Genomic DNA, 12,202 nt, shown 5'->3' with positions numbered 1-12,202 from the left:
TTTTAAGCCATTAATAACAAATTCCCTTTATCTTTTATTAAAAAACGTTTCTTTTCTCTTAAACATAAATAATTGACGAAAATCGTAAAACCGAGTAGCATTACTTTGGTGAGGTGACATGGATGAATCCAATGGTTGAATTTTGTATAAGTAATTTAGCAAATGGCTCTCAAGCAACTTATGAAGTACTCGAACGCGATCCAAACATCGACGTTTTGGAATATGGCTGCCTCAGTTATTGTACAAAGTGCTCAGAATCCTTTTATGCAATAGTAAACGGTGAATTAGTAGAAGCAGATTCTCCTGATGAATTAACGAAAGCCATTTATCAATTTATTGAAGAAAATCCTTTATGGTAGTTTTCTAAAATACCTATATGAATAAATTTGAACAAATAAAAAGGATGTTATGCTGAAAATTAGCATAAACATCCTTTTATTACTTTAGTACGTCCACTACATATGTAGGTTGGCATTCTTTTTCGAGGACAGTCTTTGTAGGCGTCACCCCAGTATTCACATGAATGGTGTCACAGCCAAATCGAATGCCACACATAATGTCCGTATCATAATTATCACCGATCATTACCATGTCTTCTTTCGCAATTCCATGTTCGGTCGCAATTACTTCCAGCATGGCTGGCGATGGCTTACCAATATAGATTGGTTCAACATCTGCAACTTCTCCTACCAAGCGTGCAAAAGAACCATTGCCTGGTAAGAACCCGTATTCTGTTGGGAATTTAATATCTTGATTCGTGGCAATAAAGGTCGCTCCTTGCTGAACAAAAACCGTGGCCCTAGCAAGTGCCATATAATCAAGCGTACGATCAATCCCCATAACAAATACATCGGGCTCATCCTCAACAGGCACAATATTTTCATTGAGTAGTGCCTGACGAATACCATCTGTACCCATCATCGCTACTTTTTTGCTTGGAAAATGTAGGGCCACATACTTTGCTGTGACCAATGCACTTGAATAAATATGCTCTAATGGCGCGTTCACGCCAATAGACAGTAAAGCTTCTTGCAGTTGTTCTCGCGTCTTCGAAGAATTATTCGTTACATAGAATGGCTCAATTCCTGCTTGCTGTAAACGATGAATAAAAGCTACCGCAGAAGGAATACCTTCCTTCCCACGGTAGACAGTACCATCTAAATCAAAGCAATAGGCCTTATATTGTTTCATTGATGATCCTCTGGCAAAAATGCTGAAACAGGTCCTAATTCATTTGTTAAATAATTATGAACTGCTGGCGAGAACTGCTTTAAAGCCATTAGATTGGCTGTTAGTACATGGATAACCTCTTGGATATCTACCTCTATAAACTCACGCACTAGCATTTTACGTAAGCCAACAACTGCTTTGTATGGTGCTTCCAAATCAGCAGCTACAACTTTTTCATCGACTAAAATATCAATAATATCCTCGTAGCTTCCTGGATCGCGCATAATGAAACCGTCAATCATTAAATTTCCTACATCCATCATTGACTCCATAATGTTGTGTCCAATTCGCTCGATAGCTAATTTCTTTATATCATTCTGAAGCCAGTTATCCTCTGTCTCCAAAATAGTTAATAGCCCATCTAAGTACTGTAAATTTTTTGTGATTTTATTACGATCTACAAAATACACAAGGAAAGCCCCCATTCAAATCTTTAAAAGTTGATAGTCTTTTCTCTTCTATAGTACCATAACTATAGGATTGGAAGGAGATTAAAAGATGGAACGTTTTTTTTTATATGATGATGTAGAAGATACGAAAACAAGATTTGTTAGTTTTGCTGGACAAAAGCTACGTTATGATTTAGCAATATTACAATCTGGCCGCTTCTTTGGAAAAGTGCTTGTCATGGATATCCAGTTCGGTCGCTTTGCTATTATTGGTCCTGATGATGTAGAAGAGCCTGGGTACTTAGAACATGTGTACAATCGCACAGAGGAAGAAACAATCGAATTACGGGAATACTTGCGTGAATTATTGAACTAACACCCATTTTATTGGGTGTTTTTTTATATAACATAAAAAAATTTCGCTAGCCATGGGCGATTGCGAAATCTTTTTACGTATTGTTATTTATTTAAAGTGGATGGATTATCTTTATTATGGGGCTTGTCTTTATTTTCATTATCATTTTGCTTTTTCGCTTGCTGATTTTGACCAATCACAGCTAAATCGTCTACACTAATATCAAAACCATACCCATATTCCTCTCGATCTAATGGCTTTTTATTGCGTTTTTCTTTTGCCAACATCATCACCTCCATTCATAAATTATCCCTTTTTTAATGATTTATACGCCCTTTTTCTCAATACGTTTAAGCTGTGACATCCTTAATAATCCACTGGGCAGCGCTTATTAAATCTGGAAAGACAGCATCTGCTAAGGGATCTTGTTCCCCTAGGAAAACACCCTTTGTTCCTGCCCGTTTTCCTGCCATAATATCCGTATCTGTATCGCCTACCATATAGGATTTTGATAAATCAATGTTATATTTCTTTCCTAAATCCACAATTAATTTGCTATTGGGCTTGCGGCAGGCACAACCTGACTTAGGTTTGTGCGGACAATAAACGACTTCATGGATCACTGCCCCTTTTTTCTTTAGCTCCTTCACCATATGTTCATGTATTTTCTGTAAGCCACTTTCCTTCATAAAGCCTAAACCAACCCCACCTTGATTTGTCACGACAAACACATAATCAAAATGCTTATTTAGCTTTCTGATTGCCTCAGGCACTTGCGGTAAAAAGTACAAATCCTTAGGCTTATTCACAAACTTCACACGATTGGTCAGTACTTCATTGATAACACCATCACGATCTAAAAATACGGCTCTTTTCATTTGCAACACACCTTCGATAAGCTGTTTTGTGCTTTAGTTTTCCCCAATTACACAAAAGCTAATAATCATGAAAAAAAACCTGATGCCTATCACATCAGGTTTTTGTATAAGAGTTTATTCTGCTAAAGGTTCATGGTCTGTTGGCTTTGTTACTTCACTCATATCCACTACTTCTGGCTGTTTCATAACTTTCCCCAATTTACGTAATACGAAATAAGCACAGCCAAAATTACAGTATTCGTATAGATAATCTTGAAGCGTACTTATTTTTGTATCAAAAGTGGATTTTTGATTTTTATCATCAAAAAACCCCTTTAAACGTAACTGGTTATAGCCCCAATCACCTACAATATAATCGTATCTGGCTAAGATATCTGAGTATCTTTCCTGAAAAACTTCCTCCTGAAAGGCCTCGCGATAATCTTCTATTAGTTCATATTCTAATCCTTCAACTATGATCAAAGTGACACCACCCTTTTCGTTCAGCCTTGACGTTTACACTTCCGCTTGTAATTGACGTTCTTTCGTTGCAGCATTTACTTGTTCGTCTGCATGATAACTACTACGTACAAGTGGGCCAGCCTCACAATGCTTAAAGCCTTTCTCCATGGCAATCTTACGCAGTTTACCAAATTCTATTGGTGAATAGTATTTTTTAACTGGTAAATGCTTTTTCGTTGGCTGTAAATATTGACCGATCGTCATAATATCTACATTATTTGCACGTAAATCGTCCATGACTTCTAAAATTTCTTCATGTGTTTCGCCTAATCCAATCATTAGTGATGATTTCGTTGGAATTTCAGGCTGCATCTCTTTAGCTAAACGCAGGAACTCTAAAGAGCGTTCGTATTTTGCACGAGCGCGCACTCTTGGTGTTAAACGGCGTACTGTTTCAATATTATGATTTAAAATATCTGGTTTTGCATCCATTAACATTTGAAGGTTCTCCTTCATCCCGCCTAAATCTGATGGCAATACCTCAACAGATGTGAAAGGACTTTTACGACGAATTGCACGTACTGTTTCTGCTAAAACTTGCGCTCCGCCATCCTTTAAATCGTCACGTGCGACCATTGTAATAACAACGTGCTTTAAATTCATAATGGCTACTGAATCTGCAACGCGCTCTGGTTCTGCCAAATCTAGTTCATTTGGTAAACCTGTTTTCACTGCACAGAAACGACAAGCACGTGTACAAACGGAACCAAGAATCATCATGGTAGCAGTACGTCTCTCTCCCCAGCATTCATGGATGTTTGGACAACGAGCTTCTTCACATACTGTATGCAGATTTTTCTCACGCATCAGCTTTTTAAGCCCTTTATATTCATCATTCGTGTTTAGTTTTATTTTTAGCCAATCTGGTTTTCTTACATGTTCTTCTTTACTTGTAGGTTTACAAGATGTCATACGAATATCGCCCCTATCAAAAATATACATTTTTTAATATTAACTATCTTCACTGTTGTCAATGTAACATATTAAAGGCACTCCAACAACTATCACAACAAACATTTCTATTTATAAGGGACAGGTATTTCTATGGACGGTTGTGGCGCGTCACTACTATTGGTATAAATGTTTGGAACAGGTCCCCTTGTTAGGCCCATCGCTACAGGTATATCCTGTGCAACGGTAGAAGATTTACTAGCGAAAGGAACAATAATCTGAACATTTACCTCTAAATGAATACCTACCTCCACATAAGCACTATTGATTCCAAATTCTTGAATAGAGGATGTCACATTACTATGAACATTCCCAATCACATGGAAGCGAATCGGGATCTTTGGCCCCAAATTTCCAAGCAAGGGAATATTGGCTGCTTGACCAAGCGGTACAAAAAAGACAATGCCATCACCATCTTGGATCCTGTTAATATCATATTCAACATTATCTAATTCAGGTAAATGCGATAGCTCTCCCTGTTCAGCTTGCTCCAAATACATTTTAACAAGCTCTAATGTCTCTGCTCGAACACGATTAATGATTTCTGTATTAAACTTAGTCGTCATCATTTCAGACGTACCTGGAGGAATATCTTCAATGATATCATTTACATCTAATACATTAGAGGTACGTGAATTAATGGCTTTACTCACAACATATGAGGCAATCTTCGTAGTTTGCACTTCCGCATATTGCAAATAGGTTGGCATGAGCCGTTCATTTAAATAATAAATAAATAATATAAGGCAAACAACCATACTAACAATTAAAATSKTTAAKTTWTKWMGAMGMRWYMMCCTTCTACCATATGAGCGTAATTTCATTCTTTTTCGAGGGAAAAACAAAAAAATCTCCTCCTGTTCCATAACGTATGAACAGGAGGAGTAATTTATTCTACTTTTGCGGGAACCACATAATCCGTCTCAACATTTTCAATTGTTACATCAGGATAATCCACTAAATTAACTTCATATGTAGCTGCCAGCAATTGATCTTGTTCTTCAAAAATACGAATCCATGGTAATGCCGCATCCAACGTGTTTTGTCTAGATACAATCCCACGGCGTCCATCTGATAATTTTAAAATAACACCATTTGGATAATGAACGACAGCTCTTTTTAAAGCTTTTACAATTCGAGCATCATAAAGAGTGCCCGAGCCAGCTTCAACAATAGCTAGTCCTTGTGAAGGGAGCATCTTCTCCCGGTATACACGATTCGTTGTCACCGCATCAAAAACATCTGCAACACCAATTATCTTGGCAAATGGATGAATTTCAAAGTCAACAAGTCCTCTTGGATAGCCACTTCCATCAATACGTTCATGGTGTTGGAAAGCACAGTGCGCCACAAGCAGAGAGATTGAATGTAAATTCCGTAATAAATCAAAACCATAACGAGCATGCATCTTCATCATTTCAAACTCATCATTCGTTAAACGTCCTGGCTTTGTTAAAATATCTTTCGGTACCATTAGTTTACCGACATCGTGTAATAATGCACCTATCCCGATCAAACGTAAATCCTCAGCAGAGTAGCCAAGTTCTTTGGCAATGGCAATAGAATACAATGTCACTTGGAAAGAGTGTTGATATAAATATTCATCAAATAAATAAGCATCTGTTAAAATGGTTAGAATTTCATTATTTCCAGTAACTGCAGAAAGTAATTCATCTACGATCGAAACAATTGTCTTTGATTGCTGATCTAATATATAAGAAGCATTTACTGGATTCAAACCATCAATGGACTGGAACGAATCCTTTATAGTTTTGATGACTTTATTTCGCATAGCAGGTGGAACGGTCTCTTCTACTTCTATTCCCTCAGAAATCTCATCGTCAATATATAAATAATGTGTATTTAACTGTTGAAGTCTTTGAATAATACGGTCATTAATGACAACATCTTTCTTTAAAAGCGGATGACCTGCCTCATTCCAAATGGTTCTTCCTAATACCATCCCTTCTTTTAATACATCGATTGAAATTAATCGCATGACTTCTTCCCCATTCCATTCTTTAAACTCTCTCTATTGTTTAAAGAATCTTTGACCATAATCTATCATAATGTTTCGTAAAAATTCAGGTAAAATATCTTGTTTTTTTGCATATTTAAAACTTGGATAAAAATAACCAAATGTAAAAAGATCCAATATGACCAGTTTATACATGTGATTTTGATCTACTAGCTTACCATTAATTAATAATTGCCGATTTTCATTCATGGAAAAKYCATATGTCAATATTTTTCCAAAAATGACGCCTCTAAACCCTAGTCCTTTTAGTTCGATATAGGGCCATTCTTCATTTTTGGATTGCATATAAATTTCTTTCATTTCAGCGACGGATAATTCAATTGTACATAAATTAATTGGATGTGGAAAAATTCGGTGCAAATCTAAGGCAGTCACTATTCCCTTAGGAAGACCATCTAAAAATATCCCTGCATTGAATAATGCACAGTCCGCTCCGCTTTTTTCCAAAATTGCATGTGCAAATAAATCAGATAGCTGTGAATAATGGAACCATTCCTTGTTGTAGGCTTTCTTTGTTGTAAAAACTGGAGTATCCAATATTCTGTTACCTTCATCCTCCAAAAACTGTACCACTTTCTGTTCATTTTTAACAATTGGCAAATCCTTATTATGAATTAAAGTATCCTTTTTTTCAACAATTTTCCTCAATTTTTTATCATATTCTATGATAAGATGTCCAGTATATTGGCCAAACTTACCTCCACCTGTCAGTAAAACCCCATTAATCACTTTGCCCTCTGGTAGGACATGATGGGTATGAGAGCCGAATATAACATCAATTTCTGGACACTCATCCGCTAAGAGCTCATCCTCTGTAATGCCTAAATGGGATAAGCATACAACAATGTCTACTTCTTCACGTAGTTGATGCGCTAAACGTAGCAGTGTACTTCTAGCGTCGTCCATATGCCAATTTAATTCTTCATAATATACTTCAAACATGGCCGTGGCTGCAATGACGCCAATCTTCGTACCCATTGCTGTTGTTAAGATTACATAAGGCTTCATCCATGCTGGCTTCTTCCCGTGGGAGGCATATACATTTGCAACMACAACATCAAAATTAGCATTGTCATATAAGTKGAAGAGCTCTTCATGGGATAATGTAATACCTTCATTGTTGCCGATTGTCACCACATCGTAACCCGCCTCATTTAGCAATCGCACATTACCTTTCCCAACTGTTGCTTCTGTATAAATGTTGGAACGATCTAAATGATCTCCAACATCAAACAAATAGCTTGTTTCCCCGATATTCCCTAATTTATTGCGCATTTCTTTCACATAGCTTTGCATTCGTGGCCAATACTTAAAATGACTATGCAAATCATTTGTGTGAAAAATATGGATCTTTTCAAGCATTAAAGCCACCTCACTTCAAATTAAGCTAATATGCCTTCTATAATAGATCGAATTCCTAGTAATAATAGAATAATCCTTAAAGCTAGTACAAGTGTATCGGATTTAATCCTCTTATTTAACGCAGCACCCAGCTTTGCTCCAACATAAGCACCAGGAATAACTGGAATAGTATAAAGCCAGGGTACATGACCGAAATAAACATGGCTTGCAGAATTAACAATGGACGTTAAAAATACCATAAACATCGATGTTGCCACCGCGACATGTGGGGGGAATAAGAATAAAATAATCATTGCTGGCACGATCATGGAGCCGCCACCTATTCCAAATAAACCAGAAGCAAAGCCAATACCAAATGTTAATGTAATAGCAAACCAAATGGGATAGCCATATACATAGGTTTTTCCCTCAGAGTCAGTAAACTCTTGCTGCATACCATTTTTTACAAACCATTTTACAGGCTTCAGTTTGTCTCTCACAAGCAAAATAATCGATAAAATAATAAGTAAAATACCGAAATATAAATTAAAGGATGGTAAATCTAATCCTTTATTGACCCATGCGCCAAGGATTGTTCCTGGAATACTTCCAATAAAGAATATAAAACCACTTTTATAATCCACCGTTTTAGATTTCATATAGCTTAGCGTGGAGGCAAGTCCCGTGAAAATCATCATCACCACTGATAAACCGACTACTTTTTGTGGTGTAATATCTGGGATCATTCCTAAATTTAAGCCGATGTATAATGTTGCTGGTACTAATACTACACCACCACCTAGCCCAACTAATGAGCCAATTAGACCAGCAAGCAAGGCAATGATGACTAATAAAATAAACTCCATTATAGTTCCCCTTCAAACATGTTTAATTGTTTAGGTGCCAACCCGACATCGTTAATATTCAACATACCTTGTAGCTCCTTTGCGTTTTTCGCTGCATGATTACCAGAATTATTATTAAATAAAACGAAGAGTTCATTGACCTCTGGTTCAAGCTTTTTCATGCTATCCCCAAGTTGCTGTAATTCTTCTTTATTATAATCATATAAGAAGCGAACTTTACGCCAATTTTCTGCATTTCCTGTGTTCCGCCATCCATGTATATTGCGACCATGGAGACGAATCAACGCTTTATTTGCAGTCACTACAGGGTAGAAAGGAACAGATCCTACACCAGCCTGTGGTTCATCACAAATCGTATGGATAAATTGATGTTCTCGTAAGAAATCTATCGTCTGTTTGACAACATTTTCTGCATACCWTGTTTGATTTCGAAATTCAATCGCTACKTCAAAATCCTTTAGCTGCTGTCGGATATACAATAAATATTGCACATTTTTTCCTTGGCAATCAAACCATGGTGGAAATTGTACTAATACCATGGCTAGCTTTCCGTAACGTTTAAATTCATTGGCACATTCAATAAATGCATTGAACATATCATTTTTTGATTCAAAGGGAATCTCTCCACGTAAATGACCCGTCATGCCTTGGTAAGCTTTCACAACAAAACGGAAGTTTTCAGGTGTATCCTCACACCATTTCCGAACATGCTCTTTGGCTGGTATGGCATAAAAAGAAGTATCTACTTCAACCGTTAAAAAATGACCTGTGTAATCAAATAATTTATCCTTTGAAGTAGTCACTCCACTATAAAGTGAAGGGTGATCGCCCCAACCAGTTAATCCTACTACAATCATGTGACATCCTCCTCTATGTACATAATCATAGCACACAGTATGTCACTACAAATAAACATCATGTAAAAAATATACCTTCTTTTATCACTTAATTATGCCAAAGAAAAAGCATGAGTCCATATTCCATTGAACTCATGCTACTATAACAGGCGACGTTTATTTCACAAGATTTTGCCGAATAGCCTCTAAAAACTTAATTCGGCTATATGCAGGGCCACCTTCCATTAGTGGATCTAGTACATTAACAAATACTCGGTCATTTTTAAATGCAGTAATATTTTGGGTGATTGGATTCTCTTTAAAGTCTTCTAAAGCATTCGGCGCGTCCGCATTTTCATCTGTTGAAAACTGCACAAATAAATAATCAGGATTCATATCTGCAAGTTGCTCCACAGAAATGGCTTCTTGAGATTTAGCTTTAGCAACTTCATTAGGTACTGCTAAACCAAGCTCGCCATAAAGAACTGCATTTAAAAATACTTCTTTTGGATAAACATACGCTTGTCCCCCACGAATACGAATAGCCGCTACTTTTTGATCTTGTAGTTTTTCAGTTAGCGTGGACTTAGCAGCTTCAATATCAGCTTTATATGTAGATAAGATCTTCTCAGCATCTGCTTGCTTACCAGTTAGTTCTGCTAGTAAATTCAAATTAAATTCCCAGTTCGTCGAAATATGTGAAACTAAAATTGTAGGTGCAATTTTCTCTAATTTACTTTGTACCTCTTCTGGGAACTTTGTGGACCCTAAAATGACATCTGGATTTAATTCTAATATTTTTTCAAAGTTTGGTTTAATCTTCTCACCAATAGATTCTGCTTTGTCTGTTACAGAAGCATAGAGCTCAGGGAACTTGCCACCAATAGCAATAGCTCCAACTGGGTGAACATCCAGCACCACCATATCCTCCATTGCTTCCATAGCTCCTGTTACAACAATTCTTTCCACTTTTTCTGGCACTTCATAGCTTTCACCAAGATATTCAATCGTTCTTGTGCCATTTTCATTTGTTGATTCTTCTTTTGTCTGTGTCACTTCTTCTTCTTTTGGTGTATCAGTGGAAGATTCCTCTTCTACTGCCTTCTTCTCTCCACATGCGGCGAGAATGAGCATAAATAATGCTATGAAACTAATAAAAAAAAACTTCTTTTTCATTTACCTATTCTCCTTTGAATGATGATTAACTATCTCATCTTGCTTATTGAAGTACTGCACATCTTCTAGATTTACCATCCCCCTTTTCAATTGATATTGATTCTCATTATCATTTTAGTATGTAATCTTAAATAAATCCAGTACTATTTCGATATATTATAATTATCCACTTTCTTTCACGACGTAAAAACACAAAAAACCCCTAGTCACAATTTATGTTATGACTAGGGGTGGCTAATAAATTAACCGATAGAACCTTCCATCTCGAATTTAATCAGACGGTTCATTTCTACTGCGTATTCCATTGGTAGTTCTTTTGTGAATGGCTCGATGAAGCCCATTACGATCATTTCTGTTGCTTCTTCTTCGGAAATTCCGCGAGACATTAAATAGAATAATTGTTCTTCAGATACTTTTGAAACTTTTGCTTCGTGCTCTAAAGATACATTATCATTAAAGATCTCGTTATAAGGAATTGTATCAGAAGTCGATTGATTATCCATAATCAGCGTATCACATTCGATGTTAGCACGTGCACCACTTGCTTTAGGACCGAAACGAACTTGTCCCATATACGTTACCTTACCACCTTGTTTAGCAATCGATTTAGAAACGATTGTTGAAGATGTGTTTGGTGCCATATGGATCATTTTAGCGCCAGCATGTTGGTGTTGTCCTTTACCTGCTAATGCAATCGATAATGTCATACCACGAGCACCTTCACCTTTTAGGATACATGCTGGGTATTTCATTGTTAATTTAGAACCGATGTTACCATCAATCCATTCCATTGTACCGTTTTCTTCTACAACTGTACGTTTCGTTACAAGATTGTAAACATTGTTCGCCCAGTTTTGAATTGTTGTATAACGGCAATAGGCATCTTTACGAACAACAATTTCTACAACTGCTGAGTGTAAAGAGTTTGTTGTGTAAACAGGAGCTGTACAACCTTCAACATAGTGTACGTGAGCGCCTTCATCTACAATAATAAGTGTACGTTCGAATTGACCCATATTTTCTGAGTTAATACGGAAGTAAGCTTGTAACGGTGTTTCTACTTTAACACCTGGTGGCACATAAATAAACGATCCACCTGACCATACTGCTGAGTTTAAAGCAGCAAATTTATTGTCTGTGTAAGGAATCACTTTGCCCCAATATTGTTTGAAAATATCTTCGTTTTCACGTAGAGCAGAGTCAGTATCTTTGAACACAATACCAAGATCTTCAAGGTCTTTTTTCATGTTGTGATAAACTACCTCAGACTCATATTGTGCAGATACACCTGCAAGATATTTTTGTTCAGCTTCTGGGATACCTAATTTATCAAAAGTTGCTTTGATTTCATCAGGTACTTCATCCCATGATTTTTGAGTAGCTTCTGATGGTTTTACATAGTACGTAATTTCATCAAAATCTAAATCTCCAAGATCGCCACCCCATTGTGGCATCGGTTTTGTATAAAATGTTTCAAGAGCTTTTAAACGGTATTCTAGCATCCATTCTGGCTCTTGTTTCATATTTGAAATTTCACGGACGATTTCTTCAGTTAAACCGCGTTTTGAACGGAAAATTGATACGTCCTTGTCATGGAAACCGTATTTGTAATCGCCGATATCAGGCATTTTTTTAGCCATC

The 12,202-nt window shown here is 36.8% G+C and carries 14 protein-coding genes and 1 pseudogene; 2 read left to right on the top strand and 13 right to left on the bottom strand.

Features of this window, described 5'->3' with window-relative positions; all coding sequences use genetic code 11:
• The first annotated feature begins 122 nt into the window (after positions 1-122).
• Positions 123-359, top strand: coding sequence for a YuzB family protein (locus ACHZEU_RS18660; protein WP_004228286.1), 237 nt, complete (start codon positions 123-125; stop codon positions 357-359).
• A gap of 79 nt (positions 360-438) precedes the next feature.
• On the opposite strand, the gene ACHZEU_RS18655 is transcribed toward ACHZEU_RS18660, so the two are convergent.
• Entirely contained in the window at positions 439-1,191 is a 753-nt protein-coding gene (locus ACHZEU_RS18655; protein ID WP_048394415.1) for a TIGR01457 family HAD-type hydrolase, read from the bottom strand.
• Positions 1,188-1,640, bottom strand: a complete 453-nt coding sequence (locus ACHZEU_RS18650; RefSeq protein ID WP_048394413.1) for a DUF86 domain-containing protein — start codon at positions 1,638-1,640, stop codon at positions 1,188-1,190. Before ACHZEU_RS18650 ends, ACHZEU_RS18655 begins: the two co-directional genes overlap by 4 nt.
• A gap of 88 nt (positions 1,641-1,728) precedes the next feature.
• Between ACHZEU_RS18650 and ACHZEU_RS18645 the strand changes: the two genes are divergently transcribed.
• Positions 1,729-1,995: a DUF3055 domain-containing protein gene (locus ACHZEU_RS18645; RefSeq protein WP_009371988.1), complete on the top strand. Its 267-nt coding sequence runs from the start codon at positions 1,729-1,731 to the stop codon at positions 1,993-1,995.
• 83 nt (positions 1,996-2,078) lie between these two features.
• On the opposite strand, the gene ACHZEU_RS18640 is transcribed toward ACHZEU_RS18645, so the two are convergent.
• The 11 genes and pseudogenes from ACHZEU_RS18640 to sufB all read right to left on the bottom strand — a co-directional run bounded on the left by ACHZEU_RS18640 (position 2,079) and on the right by sufB (position 12,201).
• A complete protein-coding gene (locus tag ACHZEU_RS18640) occupies positions 2,079-2,273 on the bottom strand; it encodes a hypothetical protein (protein WP_175400780.1) in 195 nt (64 codons plus the stop codon).
• Positions 2,274-2,324: 51 nt separating this feature from the next.
• On the bottom strand, positions 2,325-2,852 hold the full coding sequence (locus ACHZEU_RS18635) for an HAD-IIIA family hydrolase (RefSeq protein ID WP_048394410.1): 528 nt from the start codon (positions 2,850-2,852) through the stop codon (positions 2,325-2,327).
• A 114-nt stretch (positions 2,853-2,966) separates the two neighbouring features.
• Positions 2,967-3,314: a YutD family protein gene (locus tag ACHZEU_RS18630; protein ID WP_004228271.1), complete on the bottom strand. Its 348-nt coding sequence runs from the start codon at positions 3,312-3,314 to the stop codon at positions 2,967-2,969.
• Positions 3,315-3,347: 33 nt separating this feature from the next.
• On the bottom strand, positions 3,348-4,265 hold the full coding sequence (gene lipA / locus ACHZEU_RS18625) for a lipoyl synthase (RefSeq protein WP_004228269.1): 918 nt from the start codon (positions 4,263-4,265) through the stop codon (positions 3,348-3,350).
• 107 nt (positions 4,266-4,372) lie between these two features.
• A pseudogene (gene yunB / locus ACHZEU_RS18620) lies at positions 4,373-5,170 on the bottom strand (sporulation protein YunB).
• Between the two features lie 23 nt (positions 5,171-5,193).
• A complete protein-coding gene (locus ACHZEU_RS18615) occupies positions 5,194-6,303 on the bottom strand; it encodes an HD-GYP domain-containing protein (protein ID WP_048394405.1) in 1,110 nt (369 codons plus the stop codon).
• 33 nt (positions 6,304-6,336) lie between these two features.
• Positions 6,337-7,704 carry a bifunctional metallophosphatase/5'-nucleotidase gene (locus tag ACHZEU_RS18610; RefSeq protein ID WP_404803629.1) on the bottom strand — a complete coding sequence of 456 codons (1,368 nt, stop codon included), beginning with the start codon at positions 7,702-7,704 and terminating at the stop codon, positions 6,337-6,339.
• A gap of 20 nt (positions 7,705-7,724) precedes the next feature.
• Positions 7,725-8,549 (bottom strand): sulfite exporter TauE/SafE family protein, encoded by an 825-nt coding sequence (locus tag ACHZEU_RS18605; protein WP_054549446.1) that lies wholly within the window; start codon positions 8,547-8,549, stop codon positions 7,725-7,727.
• Complete coding sequence (locus ACHZEU_RS18600; protein WP_404803628.1) at positions 8,549-9,406, bottom strand: DUF72 domain-containing protein; 858 nt, start codon at positions 9,404-9,406, stop codon at positions 8,549-8,551. Before ACHZEU_RS18600 ends, ACHZEU_RS18605 begins: the two co-directional genes overlap by 1 nt.
• A gap of 156 nt (positions 9,407-9,562) precedes the next feature.
• Positions 9,563-10,561 (bottom strand): ABC transporter substrate-binding protein, encoded by a 999-nt coding sequence (locus tag ACHZEU_RS18595; RefSeq protein ID WP_048394398.1) that lies wholly within the window; start codon positions 10,559-10,561, stop codon positions 9,563-9,565.
• A 242-nt stretch (positions 10,562-10,803) separates the two neighbouring features.
• Positions 10,804-12,201 (bottom strand): Fe-S cluster assembly protein SufB, encoded by a 1,398-nt coding sequence (sufB, locus tag ACHZEU_RS18590; RefSeq protein ID WP_016993620.1) that lies wholly within the window; start codon positions 12,199-12,201, stop codon positions 10,804-10,806.
• Position 12,202: the final 1 nt, after the last annotated feature.

This window comes from Lysinibacillus sp. S1, assembly GCF_044986265.1.
GTDB classification, from domain to species: domain Bacteria; phylum Bacillota; class Bacilli; order Bacillales_A; family Planococcaceae; genus Lysinibacillus; species Lysinibacillus capsici.
This window is presented reverse-complemented; position numbering and strand designations above follow the sequence as displayed.